The organism is uncultured Brevundimonas sp., assembly GCF_937870815.1.
Taxonomy (GTDB): domain Bacteria; phylum Pseudomonadota; class Alphaproteobacteria; order Caulobacterales; family Caulobacteraceae; genus Brevundimonas.
Genome location: NZ_CALMZS010000191.1, coordinates 1 through 16632, shown reverse-complemented (window position 1 = coordinate 16632; position 16632 = coordinate 1). Strand labels below are relative to the sequence as shown.

The following is a 16632-nucleotide window of genomic DNA, read 5'->3' as shown; positions in this document are numbered from 1 at the left end:
CCCGGAGAGGTTTCTCAATTATTTTTTCGCTCCGAGAGGCGGACGGTTCCATCCGGGCCCGGAGTGACTTCAAGTTCGAATACCTGCGAGGCCGTGGAGACGAAGGCCTCCCGGTCTCCTGTCCTGAACACCCCGTTGACCGGCACGGCGTCCAGTGAGGTAGCCTCCAGTTCGATCTTTGCCGTCAGATACCGGTTCACTTCGGCCACGGCCAACCGCAGAGGTGTGTCGCGGAAGACGATCCGCCCGTCCGTCCAGCTGGTCTCGGCCTGCACATCGACTGAACGGACGGCGACCTCTCTGGCGGTGACGCGGGTATGTTGGCCAGCCACCATCCGCTGCACCGCCCTGCCCTCCCCCGCCGGCGCCACATCGACGACGCCGGACACCAGGGTCACGCTGACGGCGGCGGCGTCACGGCGAACATCGAACACCGTGCCGACCGCCGTCACCTGTGTCCCACCGGCCTGGACGACGAACGGTCTCGCCCGGTCGTGCGCCACGGTAAACAGCGCCTGTCCGCGCTCAAGATCCACGAGGCGCTGATCGCCCGCGAACCGAACCCTGACCCGCGAGCCCGTATCCAGCCGGATCGACGACCCGTCGGCCAACTGCACGACGCGCTGCTCGCCCACGCCTGTGACGAAGACCGTCCTGCTCTGCATCCAGGCCCATCCGCCCATCGCCAGCGCCGCCGCCGCGCCGACCGCAGCCAGGCCCAGAAGACCGCGCGGCACCGCGCGGGACCGACCCGTGCCGGTCTTGCGCGACATCGCGGCATTGAGGGCTTCCAGGATGGCAGGGTCGTCCGCCAGCTTGCCCGTATCGGTCCAGACTTTTTCGACGCGGCGATAGGCCTCGGCGTTCGCCGGCACCGCGCGCCAGGCGAAGAATTCTTCGATCGTGCCGGTGCTGACGTTACGCGCGCCCAGACGGGCGTGCCAGGCGGCCGCCTCTGACTCCGCGGTTTCAACCCGGATCGTCGGGCCGGTCATGGTGCGCCCCATCTCTAGCGCCGAAGCTGGGCTGCGCAGTGAGCCAAGGCCTTGGTCATGCGCCACTCAACGGTTTTGGGAGAAATCCCGAGCTGTTCGCCGATCTGCGTGTTCGTCAGACCGCCGAACCGGGATAGCACAAAGACATCGCGAAGGGGCACAGGCAAGCTGAGGACAAGCTGTTTGGCGAGTACCTCATCCGTCTGGGCGGGCATCTCAACGCCCCAGCCGTCCAGTTGACCGACTTCACGGGCGCAACGAGCCCGACGATCTCGTCCGGCATAAAGGTCCGCCGCCAGATTTGAAGCGATGCGCAGCAAGAGCGCTTTGGGATGCCGAACGGCCTGAGCGGCTTGATACGGGCCGACCCGCAACCAAGTTTCCTGAAACAAATCCTCCGCATCCTGAACGCCGTATCGCCTTACCAGCCGAGCCTTCAGCCAAGCGGCGTAACGATCGTAAAAGGCCGATATGCCCCCCCGTCCGGGATCACCTAGTCGATCAGAGCCGTGGGACACGGATGTCTCCGCCTAACAGCGTATCGGCGAGTCACTTCAACTGGCCGTTCGAGAATCTAGCGGACAGCCAGAATGGTTACTATAGTGACTGGCCCGATGCGCTCAAATCCGTGCGCCTATGGCGATGGAGTTGCGGGCTCAATTTGGTCAGAACGTTCGGCAAGCTCGGCTCTGGCGAGAGATCACGATCGAAGCATTGGCCGAGGACGCTGGCCTATCCTACAGTTACCTCGGCGAGATCGAGCGAGGGCTGAGAAACCCAACCTTGGCAGTCATCGAAAGACTCGCGGTTAGCTTGGCGGTGGAGCCGCATCTACTTCTGCGGCCATTGGAGGCCCAATAAGGCTATCGGGCACATCGCACATGTGCGGTGTCTTCCCTTCCCACACCACGTTCGCGAGCGAAGTTACTATAGTAACTGGCCCAAATTGCCGATCTGGCTGTGTTAGCCGGGATGGGTCTAGCGGCAGATTTCGGACGGAATGTGCGTGAGCGACGGCAGGCCGCCGGGATCACCCTGGAAGCTTTCGCTCACGATGTTGGGCTGTCGTACAGCTACGTTGGGGAACTGGAACGCGGTCGCCGTAACCCAACCCTCAAAGTGGTGGAACGCATCGCGATTGCGTTAGGTGTGGATCCTCTGAAACTCCTCGCTCCCTAGGCACCTATGGCATGTCGGGCTCGGCTCGCGGCTCCTATGCGCCAGAAGCGGAAGTTGAACTCGCGCCAGGAAGGCGACATCCCATGTGCAACTGACCAAGATAAATCTGCGTGGTCAGGCGAAGCCGATGGAGACTCAGGCTGCGTCAATCGTCATTGGTCGGCGACCTCAAACCCGTCTCCGGGCGTCATCGGCCGGTGCAGCTTAATCCCGACTTTGTCCAGATAGGGCTCGTAGACGTCGTAACGCTGCTTGAGGAAATAGTCGCGCGCGTAGCCGTCATGGACCGGCACGACAGATTTCGGCTTCATCCGCTTGGCGAAGGCATGGGCGGTGAGCTCGGTCAGAAAGGGCGCCATCACCGGAAGGGCCAGCACCTCCACGCCGACGAATCGATCCAGACGGCTGTCGAAACTGTCGCCCGGGTTGAGGAAAACGTCGTTGACAAGGAAGGCGGTCAGTTGCGTGCTCTCGTCCGACAGGATGGGCTCATGCGCGACCGCCTGAGCCTGCAGTCGGAACGCGCCGAAGATCCGTTCACCCTCTTCGAAGACCGTGACCGACAGGCCCTTCTCGCTGAGCTTGTTGGCGACCTCGCCGTTGCCGACGAGCGTTGCGCCACTCGCATGCACGATCCTGCCCAACGCATCAGGGTCGATGTGATCCGGATGGCCGTGCGTCAGGACGATCGTCGAGACGTCCGAAAAGACAGCGGGATCGACCCGTCCGTCGACGAACGAGAACTTGCCCGGATCGAAGAGCAGTCGCTCCTGGCCGATCGTCAGGCGCAGGCAGCTATGCACGAACTTGTCGATACGCATGGCGGCCGGTCCTATTCCGACTGTCTCTGGACGACCGGGCCGATCGCCTCGGGCGTTCCCGAGGCGATGACCAGCCAACGGCGGGGTGCGCCGGCGTCGGCGGCGACCACCTGACGGATCGGGCCCACGGCATTGACGACCGCGGACCCGGCCGGATTGGTCATAAACTTCGCCAGAGGCTGCAGCGTCCCCGATCCGTCCGCCGTCTCGGCGAAGGCGAGGACATAGGGCTTGCCGGGTTCGAGGCCTGCGGCGGCGATCTGCAGCATCTGCACCTGCCCCTGCTCGAACAGGGTCGCCTGCGACCGGGCGTCGTCCTCGCCTGTCAGAACGAGTTGATGCGAGGCGCGAGCGGTGCCCAGGGGCATGAGGTTGGCCCTGCCGTCACCCTCGGTGACCGCACGCGGCACATAGGTGACGCCCTGCGGTCCCTGACCTACCGGCACGGTGGCGATCACGCGATTGGCCAGGGTGTCGATGACCGCCACGCCGTCGCCATTCTCCAGTCCGACGTAGATCCGCGAGCCGTCGCCGGAGGGCCACAGACCGTGCGGCAGGGACCCCACCGCGATCGCGGTCACGGGGTCGAAGGTGTCGGTGCGGAAAACCTTGACAACGTTCTCGGTCCCCACCGTGACATAGGCGAACTGACCATCCCGATTTCGCACGATGTTGACGTGATTGGTCAGCGGGCCGGTGTCGAGCGTCTGAAGCACGGCGAACGGCGGACGGGCGTCGAACACCATCGTCTTGCCCACGTCCTTCAGCGTCATCCAGACCTGGTTCCCATCGGGCGTGGCGGCGATGTCTGGGCAGAACGGACTGGCCTGGGCCACCCGACCGACGATCTGACGGGTCGCGGTCTCGACCACGACTGTCTCGGGGCTGAAGCTGGAGCAGATGTAGGCGTAACGGCCGTCCGGCGAGAAGATGGTCATGCCTGGCCCGTTGGGCGTCTCGACCCGGGCGGTTTCCTGATAGGTCGCGGCGTCCAGCACCGAAATATAGGCCTCGCCCCGCACCGTGACCCAGACCTCTTTGCCGTCAGGCGTGAAGAAGGCCTCGTGCGGAGAGCGTCCGACATAGGTGGTGTGTTTGACGACGTTGGTGGCCGTGTCGATGAAGCTGACCGAGTTCGACCCGATCGAGACCACGGCGATCGTCTTGCCGTCCGGCGCCGCGCCGATGCCGTGGACCAGCAGCTGACCCCTGTAGAGCGGGCTGAGGTTGGCCGGGGTCGGCTCGCCGAGGGAGATCACGCCCAGAAGGCTGTTGGTCGAGGGATCGACCACCGAGACGGTGTTGGAGAACTGGTCGGCCGAATAGAACCGATCCTGGCCGCTGATCGGGATGGCGGGCGCCGCCGCCGCGCCGGGAACCTGATCGGCCAAGACCGGGGATGCCATCAGGGCAAGCGCCAGGACGAAGGGCGTCTTCGAAACGAAAGTCATGGGTCAGTGTCCGGTATGAGGTGCGGCGGGCGCGTTGGACGTCGGGCGGGTGGCCGAGCGGTCGAGGAAGGCTTGCATCAAGGCGATCTCCTGGGTCTGTTCGACGATGATCCCCTGGGCCAGACGGCGCATCGGCTCGTCCTTGCCGTAGGCGAGTTCGATCCGCGCCATGTCGACCGCGCCCTGATGGTGAGGGATCATCATGGCGGCGAAGTCGCGGTCAGGATCGCCGGTCGGCGCGATCGTCATGGCGGTGTGCATGCGCGACATGGCCTCGGCCATTTCCGTATCGAAGGGGGAGCGTGGCGTCTGGGCGAAGGCCATAAGTCCTGCGCCAAAGAGGGCGGCGACAGCCAACAGGCCGGTCAGTTTGAAGGAGGAGGTCATCATCGGGACTTTCGGTTCATCGCCATCCTGACGGTTGGACAATCGACCATCCAACGGAGATTGTTGCTGAGAACGTTCGCGACCGCCGAACGATCCATCTGTTTTTCCGGCGCGAGCGGGCTAGGTTGCGCCCATGACCCTGGATCAACTCCGCATCTTCGTCGCCGTCGCCGAGCGTGAGCACGTCACACGTGCTGCCGAGGCCCTGAACCTGACCCAGTCTGCCGTCAGTTCTGCGGTCACCACGCTGGAGGCACGTCACGGTGTTGCGCTGTTCGATCGTGTGGGGCGAAGCATCGTGCTGAATGCGGCTGGACAGGTGTTCCTGATCGAGGCCCGCGCCGTCCTGGCTCGCGCGGCGGCGGCACAGGAGGCACTCAATGACCTCGGTGACCTGAAGCGCGGCAGGTTGTCGATCCAAGCCAGCCAGACGATCGCAGGATGGTGGCTACCGTCTCGTCTGGCGGCGTTTCATGCCTGCCACGCTGGCATCCAGATCGATGTCACCATCGGCAACACCCGAGACGTGGCCCGAGCTGTGATCGAGGGCGAGGCCGAAGTGGGTCTGGTCGAGGGCGAATTGGACGAGCCCGTCCTCAGCCGCACGGTGCTGGATCACGACGAATTGGTGCTGGTCGTCGCTGCAGGACATCCGCAGGCCCAGGACGGGGCGGCCCGACCGGACCTGAAGGCCATGACCTGGGTCTTGCGCGAGCCCGGCTCCGGCACGCGCTCAGCCTTCGAGGCCGCGCTGGCGGCACACAGTCTGAGCGTCAACGATCTGGATGTGGCGATGAGCCTGCCGGGCAATGAGGCGGTGGCGGGTGCGGTCGAGGCGGGGGCTGGGGCCGCCGTCGTCTCGCGAAACGTCGTCGCCGCGCGTCTGAAGGCCGGTATCCTTACGACCCTGCCATTCGACCTTCCGGCCCGACCGTTCTGGCTGCTGCGTCACAAACAGCGATATCGGTCAAAGGCTGGGGACGCATTTGTCAGCCTGCTTGCGTCAAGGTCTCCGATGGCTTGACGGAAAAACCATCAACGAAGACGGACATCTGCTCGGATGATCGGTTCAACCGAATGATCAGTTCGATACATCGCATTGGACCTTCTGGGCGTCGATCCTTGAAGATGAGCAACGATCCAGCCCGGATTGATCTTTCAAGGATATCGCGATGCGACTTCATGCTCTTTCGGCCTTCGTCCTGACGTCAGCCGTGCTGATGACGGGGGCTCCCGCCTTCGCCCAGTCCCACGAGGCTCTGGCCCGAACCCGGATCGCAGCGATCGCCGCAGGGTCGGTCAATACGGTTCTGTCGGCCTATGCACCAGACGCCGACTTGCAGTGGGTCGGCGGACCGCTAGACGGGCATTATGACGACCCGGTCGAACTGCGCGACGTCTGGTCACGATTCGCCGGCCTGGGTCCGCTCAGCGCCAACATCGCCGCCATGACGATCGCCGAAAACCCGGCCGGCGCGACCGTCACCGTCGATGTGACCTTCGAGGGCAAGCAAGCGATCCCGGTCCGCTATGTCCTCTTGTATCGGGCGGGTCTGCTGGTTGATGAAATCTGGCAGGTCAATCCGCCTCATGCCCACTGATAGGCAATATGGTCGCGGCGGCCCAGGTTCTCTTTCGGATCTGGCCGTCGGAGTCAGTCGCGCCCGGCCTGCTTCTGACATCCGTTCGCCGCTGTTCAGGGAGGGAGTTGCATTGGTCCGCGCGGTCAAAACCGCGTATGCAGCAACGCCGTTTCAATCCTCTGAACGATGGGGAAAGGACGGAGGCTCTGATCCTTTTGGAGAAGCCTGGACCTGGACCCGTTCAGGTCCCTTCGGGCTCGCCGGAAAATCCGAACCGCACGGCGCGTGATCTCCGACAGCCGTGCATTGGGCGGAGATCAACACCAGGAGACTGGCACCCCGGAACTGCGATCCTCGGGACAACCCGCTTGCCAATAGAGCTGAAACATCGCCTGATGTGTGCGACGGTTAAGGATATCGACATGGCTTCAGCCAACGACCCCATATCTCACGCCGTTGGACGCCGCTTCGTTATTGGAGGGGGTGTGGCGGCAGCCGCCTGGTCGGCCCCCGCCTGGGGGCAACAGGCGGTGGACCTGGCTCTACCGGGTGGACCCTCGTCGCGCCCACTGACCTCCAGCTTTCCGGGCAAGGGATCGATGATCCTGCAACGCAGCCGACCGCCGCTGCTTGAGACGCCGATGTCGGTGTTCGACCAGAGCGTCTTCACACCCAACGACCAGTTCTTCGTGCGCTGGCACTGGGCCGATATCCCGACCTCGGTCGATGCCACGACCTTCCGGATCAATGTGCACGGCCATGTGGTGCGCCCGTTGTCGGTGTCGCTGACCGAGCTTCTGGCCATGCCGCGCGTGCAGATGGCAGCGGTGAACCAGTGTTCCGGAAACTCGCGCGGCCTGTTCCAGCCCCGCGTGCCGGGCGCGCAATGGGCGCATGGGGCGATGGGCAATGCCATGTGGATGGGCGTCAGTCTGAGGCACCTTCTGGATGTCGCAGGGGTCAGACCCGGAGCCCTGGCCGTCCGCTTCGGCGCGCTGGACCAGCCCGTCGTGGCGGGTGCGCCGGACTTCTCAAAGTCGCTGGCCCTGGATCATGCGCGCGACGGCGAGGTGATGGTGGCCTTCGCCATGAACGGCGAACAACTGCCTCTGCTGAATGGATTTCCCGTCAGGTTGATCGTGCCGGGCTGGTTCTCGACCTACTGGGTCAAGATGTTGAACGATATCGAGGTGCTGGACAAACCCGACGACGGGTACTGGATGGCAAAGGCCTACAAGATTCCCGACACCCCGATGGCCAATGTCTCCCCGACCGACAAGGACTATCCCACCGTGCCGATCAACCGGATGGTCCCTCGGTCGTGGATCACGAGCATCGCGGGCGATCACCCCGTGGCCTGGCAGCCCACCCTGCCGATCGGCGGCATCGCCATGGGCGGGGACACCGGAGTGTCGAGGGTGGACCTGTCGTCCGACGGCGGGCGAACCTGGCGACCCGCGCAGCTGGGACCGGACCAGGGCCCCTACAGTTTTCGACGCTTCGACGGGGTGGTGCCGATCCGTGGCCGAGGGGCCATTCCCCTAATGACGCGCTGCACCAGCACTGCGGGCGTCGTTCAGCCGATGACGCCGAACTGGAATCCGGGCGGCTTCATGCGTGGATGTGTCGAGACCACCACGGTGACTTTCGGATGAGCAAGTCCAGAACACCGTTGTCGACCGGGATGTCGATCCTGCTGGCCGGCGGGCTTACGAGCGTGATCCTGATCGGAGCCATCGCGGGCGGCAATGCGCCCCGGGGACGGAAGATGGTCGTACCTCCTGTGGTCCCTGCGGCCCCGGTCGCGCCGCCGCCGTCGTTCGTGTCGGCAAGCGGCTTCACCCTGACCTCGCCCAGTATCGAACTGCCGGACGAGGCCTCGTCATTCCCCGACGGCCCTGGCGCCGATGTCGTCAATGCCAACTGCACATCCTGTCATTCGGCTAGCATGGCCCTGACCCAGCCCCGGCTGACTGAGGCCCAGTGGCATTCTACCGTCGTCAAGATGCGGGAAACCTATGGCGCCCCGATCGCGGTCGGCGACATCGACGCCATCGTCGATTATCTCAGGGCCATGCCGAGCCAGGCGACACCTGCGGGCGCTGCTGCGGGACTGGCTGTGAACGAGGGCGACGGCGCGACGGGCTGATCAGCATTTCATTCGCCTCAATCGATTAAATAGTTCGCATCATTGCGTTGGATGGAACGAATCCTCGCGATCAATATCGGCGTCGAGGAGCGCGCCGACTGTCGGCCTCCACTCCATTAAAGGAGACCGATCATGACCCCCGCCTGCACGTTCGATACACCGGCACGCATCGTCCAGCCACAACCCCGTCGAGCCGTTCGTGACCTGCGGGTGCCGGTAAAACCTCTACCGCCCACTATGGTGACCGCCGTCGAATCCGAGACGGCCCACATCCCCGATGTCGGCGACGGCAAGACGCTTCACCGCATCCAGCTTGATGTCGGTCAGACCGGTATCCACCCGATCATTATCAAGGCCGTCGCCGGCCTTTATGCCAGCATGGTCCTGGTGTTCTGGATCACTTTCGGGCGGGGTGAGGCCACCCTCGCACTCGGCTTTATCAGCCTGCTCGGTGCGATGTATTTCGGCCTGCTGACCGGTGGCACCCTGGTGTCGGATACGCCAGACGCGGGTAATGGTGTACGCAGCTTCAGCCAGTTCCTGAATGGTCGCGTCGTGACCTACACCGGCTGGATCACGGGACGCGAGGCCACACTTCAAATCCTTACCCTGTCGGCTCTTCTGGTCGTGACGGCCGTCGTGCTGGGCGTGATCTGTCGCCTCAACGCCCATTAGTTTCATTCCAGCATTGTTCAGGACACTTCAGATGGCGCATGACCTTCACCTTCGCGACGTCGCCTTCGGCCTGCGGCCTCTGGCCAAACTCCAGCGGCCCAGCGAGGTCGTTCGCCAGTTCACCCCGAACTGGTTCGCCGCCACCATGGGCACAGGCATCCTGGCCATCGCCCTGAACCAGATTCCGATCGACATCCCTGGCGTGAAGCTGGTCGCCGAAGGTCTGTGGGTTTTCAACATCGGCCTCTTCGCCCTGTTCACCGTCCTCTACGCCGCGCGGTGGATCTTCTTCTTCGACGGCGCGCGCCGCATCTTCGGCCATTCGGTCGTCTCGATGTTCTTCGGCTGCATACCGATGGGACTGGCGACGATCATCAACGGCCTGATGGCCTTCGGCCTGGCGCGGTGGGGCGACGGCATCGTCCCTCTCGCCGAGACACTGTGGTGGATCGACGTGGCGATGGCGGTCGCCTGCGGCGTCGGCATCCCCTTCATGATGTTCACACGCCAGGAGCATTCCATCGACCAGATGACGGCGGTCTGGCTGTTGCCCGTCGTGGCCGCGGAGGTCGCGGCCGTCACCGGCGGGCTGATCGCGCCCCACCTGACCGACCCGAACGCGGCCTTATCCGTGCTGGTGGTCAGCTACTCTCTTTGGGCGCTGTCGGTGCCTCTGGCGCTAAGCATCCTCGTCATCCTGGTTCTGCGCATGGCGATCCACAAACTGCCGCACGCCGGCATGGCGGCGTCCAGCTGGCTGTCGCTGGGTCCGATCGGGACCGGCGCTCTGGGGATGCTGGTGCTGGGTCAGGCCGCGCCGGCGATCTTCACCGCCTCCGGGCTGGGTCAATACGGTGACGCGGCAGGAGGCATCGGACTGATCGGCGGCCTTTTGCTGTGGGCCTATGGCCTTTGGTGGGCAGCCATGGCTGCATTGATCACTCTGCGTTACCTTCGTCAGGGCCTGCCCTTCAACCTCGGCTGGTGGGGCTACACCTTCCCGATCGGCGTCTTCTCGGTCGCGACCCTGAAGCTGGGGACCTTGCTGCCGATCCCAGCCTTCAACATCTTCGGCGTGGCCCTGATCGCCGGCCTTGCAATCCTCTGGCTCATCGTCGGCGCCCGCGCGATCCGCGGCGCTTGGCGCGGAGACCTGTTCGTCGCCCCCTGCCTTACGGACGCGGCCAAGCGCGACATTCCCTGCGCGCGCTGAGTCGCTCGTCAGTTTCCTGCCCGGAGGCCTCATGAATCCCGATATCCTTCTTCCCACTCGTCGCTCGATCATCGCTGTGGGAGCCGGCGCCCTGATCACGGCATGCGCGCCCCAAGCGGCGGAAGCCGATGACATGGTTCTGGGCCGTCAGGACGCCCCGGTAACCCTGATCGAATACGCTTCGAGCACCTGCGGCCCCTGCGCCCGGTTCGCGATCGAGGTGCTGCCCGAACTGCGCCGTCGCTATATGGATACCGGCCAGGTCAAGCTGATCTATCGGGAGTTCATTACCGGCCCTGCGAATCTTTCCGCCGCCGGCGTTCTTCTGGCGCGCTGTGCGGGGTCTCAGCGGTATTTCGAGGTGATTGACGCCCTGATGCACGGCCAGTCTGAATGGACCGGTGGACAGAGCCCGCGGGCTCATCTGGTGCGGGTCGCGGGTCGTTTCGGGATCGACGAGGCCCGACTGAAAGCCTGCATCGCCGACCCTGACGCCATGGCCGCGTTGGAACGGCGTGTTCGCCGGGCGCAGGATGCGGGCGTCACCGGCACGCCGACTCTATTCGTTCAGGGCCGCCGGGTGGATGGCCCGCTGACTCTCGACAGCGTGGTCATCGCTATCGACACAGCTCTTTCCCAATCTTCCAAGCCCTGAGGTCCACAATGCCCAATACTCCCATCAAGGTCGCCGTGTCCGGTGCGGCCGGCCAGATCGCCTACGCCCTGCTGTTCCGTCTAGCGCAAGGCGACGTCTTCGGCCCCGAGACGCCGATCGACCTTCGCCTGCTCGATCTTCCCCAAGCTCTGTCGGCCCTCAAGGGCGTGACGATGGAGTTGGACGACTGCGCCTTCCCGCTCCTGACCACGATCCGGACGACGGACGATCCGAGGGTCGCGTTCGACGACATCGACGCCGCCTTCCTGGTTGGCTCGCGTCCCCGATCCAAGGGCATGGAGCGCCGTGACCTGCTGGCCGCCAATGCCGCCATCTTCAAGACCCAAGGCGCCGCGCTCGACGCCGTCGCCAAGCGGAGCGTGAAGGTCCTCGTGGTGGGCAATCCCGCCAACACGAACGCCTGGGTGGCGATCCAGTCCGCGCCGAACCTGCCCGAGGGCGCCATCACCTCCATGATCCGGCTGGATCACAATCGCGCCGCCGCGCAACTGGCGCGAAAGGCAGGCGTGTCGGTCGATGCGATCGATCACCTCGCGGTCTGGGGCAATCACTCGCCCACCATGTTCACCGATTGGAGCCACGCCTCGGTGAGCGGCGAACGACTGGCCGCGCGCATCGGCGATGACGGCTGGTATCGCGACACCCTGATCCCGGAGGTGGCGCGGCGCGGTACGGCGGTCCTGGAGGCCCGCGGCGCATCGTCCGCCGCTTCCGCCGCCAATGCTGCCGTCGATCACATGCGTGACTGGGTCCAGGGCTCGGACGGTCGCTGGGTGTCGATGGGCATCCCCGCCACAGGAGAATACGGTATTCCCGCAGGCTTGGTCTGCGGCGTACCGGCGGTCTGCCGCGATGGGCGCTATGCGCCTGTGAACAGTCTGGACCTCGACGCCTTCGCCCGCGCCGGTCTGGCGGCGTCGGTTCAGGAACTCATCGGCGAACGCGACGCTGCGCTTTCGATCGTCTCCACCTGAGGCGCGTCGATCGCGCGACAATCACCGAACAACCCCTACTCATTCAGCAAGGCGCCCCATGACGGCTTCCACACCCCGATCTTCCTTCGCCGACGATGCGGGCCACGGCGGCCTGCAACTCGTGGTCCGCGCCGGCCCTGCCAGCTTCGTCGTCGATGAGCCTGTCGAACTGGGTGGGCTGGATCTCGGGCCGACCCCGCATGAACTGGTGCAGGCCGCTCTAGCCTCCTGCACCGCCCAGACCCTGCGCCTCTACGCGAACCGCAAGGGCTGGGCGATAGGCCCCTTGTCCGTCGAGGTTGTTCTGGTCCGACAGCCGGAAGCGACGCCCTCCGACCACTTCGTGCGGACCATCAGCCTGCCGGCAGACCTCCCACAGGAGCAGCGCGACCGACTTCTTGAAATCGCCGACCGATGCCCGATCCACCGCATGCTCGTTGGGGCCGTCTCGATTGAAACCGAGGTCGGTTGATCTTAGCGAATTGTGTCGCCCGCCGCCGCTAAGCAGACATTCCAAACCGCCGCTAAGAGTCAAAAAGCGCCCTAACGACCCAGGTCCGCTCCCCGCCCCGCCACCACCTGCGCCAGCCCGTTCGCCATCGGCGCCAGCGCGATCCGGCTCCCGACCCTCGCGGCGTCTCCCACCCTCACTCGCGCATAGTGCTCGACCCCGCCCGCATCCTTCACCATCACGAACGGTGCCGCACCCGCCTCGTCGTGAAACCCGCTCTTCACCACCACCCCGCGCACTAGCTCCGTCCCGAGCGGCCGCACCTCCCTCGCCCCCTCGAGCCTCCGCTGGTTCAGCGTCCGGATGATGTCCCGCCGCGCCTGCAGCGTCCTTAGCTTCGTCTCCATCTCCCCGTCGAGCCGGTAGCGCCGCCCCTCCCGAACAGCGATCCCCAGACCCTCCAGATGCCGCAGCCGCCCTCGCGTCAGCGCCGCCCAGGCCTCATTGACGCCCACCCCGTCCTCGACCATTCCGTTCGCATCCGCCGCCGACAGCAGCCGCCGGTCGAAGCCGGTGAACCGGTCCGCCCCGGTCTCCTTCCAGATGCGCCGTTCCGCCTCCACCCGCGACAGATCCCCGAGCCGCTCCTGCGCCACCTCCTGCGCCCGGGCCCGGAAGCCGTAGCCGATATAATCGCGCGGTATGACCAGGTCCCGCCCGTCGCCTCGCCGACCCCGCACCAGCACATGGGCGTGCGGCTGATCGGTGTCGTAGTGGCAGGTCGCCACCCATCGCAGATCCGGCTCCCCCAGGTCCGCCGACACCCGCCCCATGACCTCGCGGACATAGCCCTTCAGATCCTCGATCCGGTCGCCGTGCTCCGGCGAGATGATGAAGCGGAAATGGTGCCGGTCCTCGCTCCAGCCTGCGGTCTCGACCGCTGGCCGGACGCCGTCCGTCTCCCGGTCGAAGAACTCCGGCCGCGCGCCTTCGACCCCGGCTCCCGAGCGCCCGAGATAGCTCACATGCGCCGCCAGGGCCGCCGCCCGCTCGGTGCCCTTGCCGTTGTGCCGGGACACCAGCGCCTTGACGATCACCCGCTGGCGAACGTCCAGCCGGAAGGCTCTGCCCGAGCGTCCCTGCGCCGCCCTGAGAACGCCTGACCGGTCACCCAGGGCGAAGGCGCGCGAGCTGGCCAGCCGTCGCATCAGGCCGGTTCGGACGTTGAGCCAGTCGGGTTTGAGGGCCAGCGGAAGACGGACCTGGACCGCCTCCGGCTCCTGACCGCCGCCCGCCGAAAGACGGGACTGGATGGCTTCACGGATCAGCATTCGACGCCTCCGACCAGGCCGCCGGCATCGTCCGAAGACGACAACTCACCGCAAGTCATCCAACACCCTCGGATGCGCCGCTAACCTGCGGACAGGATACGAAAAACCCGAACCGCCAAACACCCTCTTTTATCTTGCCCTAAGCCCCTTTTCTCAGATTTCCGGACACTGCCATCATACGTTCGCACACCCGAACAAACCCCATCATCGCCTCCCCGGTCTGTCGATCTGTCACCCCGAAGCCTGGTTCCGGGGCGCAGGAAGACCCCGGATGACAAACAAAAAACCCGCCCGGCCGAAGCCGAGCGGGTCGTTGAGGTCAGTTCCAGGCGATCATGCCGCGCGCGCCTTGATGGAGACGTGCCGCAGCCCGGACTCCATCGCCTTCTGTCCGAGGTTGAGCGCCGGTCCAAACGGCCGGCTGTCCTCCGAACGGGCCCGATCCAGGGAATGGACCAGGGTCAGGCAGCAGGTCGGCTCGAGCGCGATCAGTTCGTCGTTGGCCCGGAAAGGCGCGGCCTTGCCATGGGTGTCGAAATCGGCCCGGGCGAGGATCAGCTTCACCCCCTTCTGCCGGGACCATTTGATCGCCAGCTTCTCCGACCCCTTCGCCCCGGTCGTCGCGAGCGCCATGTCAGGCCACTCCTTCAAAGCCCAGTTCAGGGCGTCGAATATCCGCCCGGCGTCATCCGAGGTGTCGGCCGTCGGCGCGCCCCGGAAGGCGACCACCGGACCGCCCGGATCGGCGTCCCCCGCCCTGCGGTTCCTGATCGCGCGGATGGCCTGTTTGGCTTCCAGCTGGGCCGCCGTCAGATGCGTGCCCCGCCGGCTGCCGCGCCAGGCCGTCCAGACCTCGCCGGTCGCGATGGTCCAGGTTTCGGCGGCGGCGTCCCGGATCAGCTCCGTCGCCCGGGTCGCCGTATCCCCGGCCCGGGCCCGGGCCGTCGCTTCCTGAAGCTCGGTGTCGACCGCCTCCGATCCGTCGAAGTCGCGGTCGAGGCTGCGCATCGCGTCGCGGGCCCGGTCCGCGTTGCGCTCGATCCGTCCGGCCGCCGAATGGAAGGCGCCGATCAGGGCTTCTCCCAGGATCGTCTGGAAGTCCTCCAGGGCTGTGTCGGAGATCATATCCACAAGCTCGGTCATGAGCGCGCGCCCCAGCTGGATCAGGGCCTCCTCCGTGGGATGCGGTCGCTGGTCGCCGAGCGAGGCGGTCAGGTCGTCGAAGGCGGAGTCTGATTTGGCGAAGAAGGGTGAGGGAAAGGCTTGCATCGGGAACATCCTGTAAGAGATGTCGAAGCGCCCCATGCGCAACGACCCCGGTTTTGGCCACATCGGGGTCCCCGGCAGTCACCGGAGCGGATAGCCGCTTGGCTGTCCGTGGAGGGGAACGGCGCAGCCGTTGACTTCCGGGGTGATGTGACAAAATCGGAGGGCGTTGTGTGGGGGCGGTGCTCGCCCGCCTGGGCGAGCACACCGTTCGGCGCCGTCGCGCCGAGACCGCCCGTGCCGCAGCGACGGACCCGTCCTTCGACGGCGGGGACCGCCGGCGCGCCACAGCCTTGCGCGTGGAGTTGGCCGCCAGAATTCCATTGACCGGATACGCCTGGCGGCAAACGAAAATACCGCCCCGGCATCAGCCGGGGCGGTGTTCAAGGTTACGACGACGACGGACGATCGGAAGGATCAGCCCAGACCGGCCGGCGTCATCGGATGGTCGGCGTCAGGCTGACGCGCTCGACAGGCCACTGCCCCGTGTTCGGCGCGGAAGGCGCCCCGTGTGGCGGCGCGACCGCCCAGCCAACCGATCCGAGCCGGGCTCGCCGAAAGGCCCACGACAGGCGTGGCGGGTGATCGACGGGATGGGCGCCGTGCCGCATGGTCCGAGCGAGGCCGCGGGGATGGGCGCGGCTCGAACACCCGGAGCATCGGCGACCGCAGCGCGGCGACGAGAGGCGGAAAAGGCTGGGGGTGAGCGTGAGCGCTTCCCTTCAGGCTTCGAGACCACGCCTTCCGTATCGGCCACCTTGCGGGCCTCGTCGAGAAGCGAGGGCTGGAACCTCAGCGCGAAATTGCTCTTCCTCGTGCCTTTCTCTCCAATCGCCTCAATGTTTCCCGGTGACAGCACGTCGACCAAAGGACTCTCCTTATGGCTGGATGAGAAACGGGGGTCACGTCACTCGAAACATTCATTTGACACGACAATCCGCTCTTCACGCTGCTGGTGGTGGTCGTGGATCAGCACCAGATCGGCCAGGCAACTTCCAAAGACAATGCCTTGGTGGTCTCGGCCGATAACGACCTTGCCGCCGGCGGAGCATACTGGCGAGGGGAGTATCTGTTCGGGCGCTTTGGGTTTTCGGGCATAGAGAGGCGTACGATGGCGAGCCATCAACGTCTCATGAGTTGAACGAGCCGGCGCTGCTGGCGTCGCCGACAATATCGGCAATCTCCAACGCCGCCGGCGGCTCTGCTGCGACGTTCAAGTGATAGCGCGTGGACTTGTTTTCCCGCGTCTGCCCGGGAACCGGAAAGAGCAGCTCGGTGCCGAGCAGCACGCGCGAGTTGCCGCCGATGGGTAGCGCCGGGTTCGGGCCGCCCACGTCCAGGGGACCGAGCGCGCGCGCCTTGTAGCCGCGCACGGTGCTCGAACCGCCGGCGTAATAATTCTTGTAGAACGGCAATGACCCGGTGTCGCCGTAACCGTCGCCGTGCGCCACTTCGCCCCGGTTCTTCCAGGTGAAGCGCTG

The 16632-nt window shown here is 65.4% G+C and carries 20 protein-coding genes; 11 read left to right on the top strand and 9 right to left on the bottom strand.

Annotated features, from left to right (window positions below; all coding sequences use genetic code 11):
• Nucleotides 1-14 precede the first annotated feature (14 nt).
• Nucleotides 15-995, bottom strand: coding sequence for a FecR domain-containing protein (locus Q0588_RS12850; RefSeq protein ID WP_298746766.1), 981 nt, complete (start codon nt 993-995; stop codon nt 15-17).
• Nucleotides 996-1009: 14 nt separating this feature from the next.
• On the bottom strand, nt 1010-1513 hold the full coding sequence (locus tag Q0588_RS12845) for an RNA polymerase sigma factor (RefSeq protein ID WP_298746764.1): 504 nt from the start codon (nt 1511-1513) through the stop codon (nt 1010-1012).
• 118 nt (nt 1514-1631) lie between these two features.
• Here Q0588_RS12845 and Q0588_RS12840 point away from each other — a divergent pair, with 118 nt between their 5' ends.
• Together Q0588_RS12840 and Q0588_RS12835 are read left to right on the top strand one after the other, a co-directional pair.
• Entirely contained in the window at nt 1632-1856 is a 225-nt protein-coding gene (locus Q0588_RS12840) for a helix-turn-helix transcriptional regulator (RefSeq protein WP_366872971.1), read from the top strand.
• Nucleotides 1857-1967: 111 nt separating this feature from the next.
• Nucleotides 1968-2174 (top strand): helix-turn-helix transcriptional regulator, encoded by a 207-nt coding sequence (locus tag Q0588_RS12835; RefSeq protein WP_292062164.1) that lies wholly within the window; start codon nt 1968-1970, stop codon nt 2172-2174.
• A gap of 152 nt (nt 2175-2326) precedes the next feature.
• On the opposite strand, the gene Q0588_RS12830 is transcribed toward Q0588_RS12835, so the two are convergent.
• From Q0588_RS12830 to Q0588_RS12820, 3 genes are read right to left on the bottom strand one after another with little or no spacing between them, the layout of a single operon-like run.
• Nucleotides 2327-2995: an MBL fold metallo-hydrolase gene (locus Q0588_RS12830; protein ID WP_153921737.1), complete on the bottom strand. Its 669-nt coding sequence runs from the start codon at nt 2993-2995 to the stop codon at nt 2327-2329.
• Between the two features lie 11 nt (nt 2996-3006).
• On the bottom strand, nt 3007-4446 hold the full coding sequence (locus tag Q0588_RS12825; RefSeq protein WP_153921745.1) for a YncE family protein: 1440 nt from the start codon (nt 4444-4446) through the stop codon (nt 3007-3009).
• A gap of 3 nt (nt 4447-4449) precedes the next feature.
• Nucleotides 4450-4836, bottom strand: a complete 387-nt coding sequence (locus Q0588_RS12820; RefSeq protein WP_298746755.1) for a DUF305 domain-containing protein — start codon at nt 4834-4836, stop codon at nt 4450-4452.
• 130 nt (nt 4837-4966) lie between these two features.
• Here Q0588_RS12820 and Q0588_RS12815 point away from each other — a divergent pair, with 130 nt between their 5' ends.
• The 9 genes from Q0588_RS12815 to Q0588_RS12775 all read left to right on the top strand — a co-directional run bounded on the left by Q0588_RS12815 (nt 4967) and on the right by Q0588_RS12775 (nt 12575).
• Nucleotides 4967-5857 (top strand): LysR family transcriptional regulator, encoded by an 891-nt coding sequence (locus Q0588_RS12815; RefSeq protein WP_291756533.1) that lies wholly within the window; start codon nt 4967-4969, stop codon nt 5855-5857.
• Nucleotides 5858-6005: 148 nt separating this feature from the next.
• On the top strand, nt 6006-6434 hold the full coding sequence (locus Q0588_RS12810) for a nuclear transport factor 2 family protein (RefSeq protein WP_183197711.1): 429 nt from the start codon (nt 6006-6008) through the stop codon (nt 6432-6434).
• A gap of 581 nt (nt 6435-7015) precedes the next feature.
• A complete protein-coding gene (locus tag Q0588_RS12805; RefSeq protein ID WP_298746750.1) occupies nt 7016-8071 on the top strand; it encodes a molybdopterin-dependent oxidoreductase in 1056 nt (351 codons plus the stop codon).
• Between the two features lie 29 nt (nt 8072-8100).
• Nucleotides 8101-8565: a cytochrome c gene (locus Q0588_RS12800; protein ID WP_298746745.1), complete on the top strand. Its 465-nt coding sequence runs from the start codon at nt 8101-8103 to the stop codon at nt 8563-8565.
• Nucleotides 8566-8697: 132 nt separating this feature from the next.
• Nucleotides 8698-9240, top strand: a complete 543-nt coding sequence (locus Q0588_RS12795; protein ID WP_291756539.1) for a hypothetical protein — start codon at nt 8698-8700, stop codon at nt 9238-9240.
• A 31-nt stretch (nt 9241-9271) separates the two neighbouring features.
• Nucleotides 9272-10453 carry a TDT family transporter gene (locus tag Q0588_RS12790; RefSeq protein WP_298746737.1) on the top strand — a complete coding sequence of 394 codons (1182 nt, stop codon included), beginning with the start codon at nt 9272-9274 and terminating at the stop codon, nt 10451-10453.
• A 31-nt stretch (nt 10454-10484) separates the two neighbouring features.
• Nucleotides 10485-11108 (top strand): DsbA family protein, encoded by a 624-nt coding sequence (locus tag Q0588_RS12785; protein ID WP_291757088.1) that lies wholly within the window; start codon nt 10485-10487, stop codon nt 11106-11108.
• Between the two features lie 8 nt (nt 11109-11116).
• The gene (locus tag Q0588_RS12780; RefSeq protein WP_183197703.1) at nt 11117-12103 is read left to right on the top strand and encodes a malate dehydrogenase; all 987 of its coding nucleotides are present in this window, start codon (nt 11117-11119) and stop codon (nt 12101-12103) included.
• A gap of 58 nt (nt 12104-12161) precedes the next feature.
• Entirely contained in the window at nt 12162-12575 is a 414-nt protein-coding gene (locus tag Q0588_RS12775) for an OsmC family protein (RefSeq protein ID WP_077354154.1), read from the top strand.
• 71 nt (nt 12576-12646) lie between these two features.
• Here the strand turns inward: Q0588_RS12775 and Q0588_RS12770 are convergent, their stop codons facing one another.
• The 4 genes from Q0588_RS12770 to Q0588_RS12755 all read right to left on the bottom strand — a co-directional run.
• On the bottom strand, nt 12647-13885 hold the full coding sequence (locus Q0588_RS12770) for a DUF3363 domain-containing protein (RefSeq protein ID WP_298746727.1): 1239 nt from the start codon (nt 13883-13885) through the stop codon (nt 12647-12649).
• A gap of 333 nt (nt 13886-14218) precedes the next feature.
• On the bottom strand, nt 14219-15154 hold the full coding sequence (locus tag Q0588_RS12765; RefSeq protein ID WP_298746725.1) for a DUF2493 domain-containing protein: 936 nt from the start codon (nt 15152-15154) through the stop codon (nt 14219-14221).
• 904 nt (nt 15155-16058) lie between these two features.
• Nucleotides 16059-16274 carry a hypothetical protein gene (locus Q0588_RS12760; RefSeq protein WP_298746722.1) on the bottom strand — a complete coding sequence of 72 codons (216 nt, stop codon included), beginning with the start codon at nt 16272-16274 and terminating at the stop codon, nt 16059-16061.
• 7 nt (nt 16275-16281) lie between these two features.
• The coding region (locus Q0588_RS12755; RefSeq protein WP_298746720.1) for a BamA/TamA family outer membrane protein at nt 16282-16632 on the bottom strand (351 nt) is incomplete at its 5' end.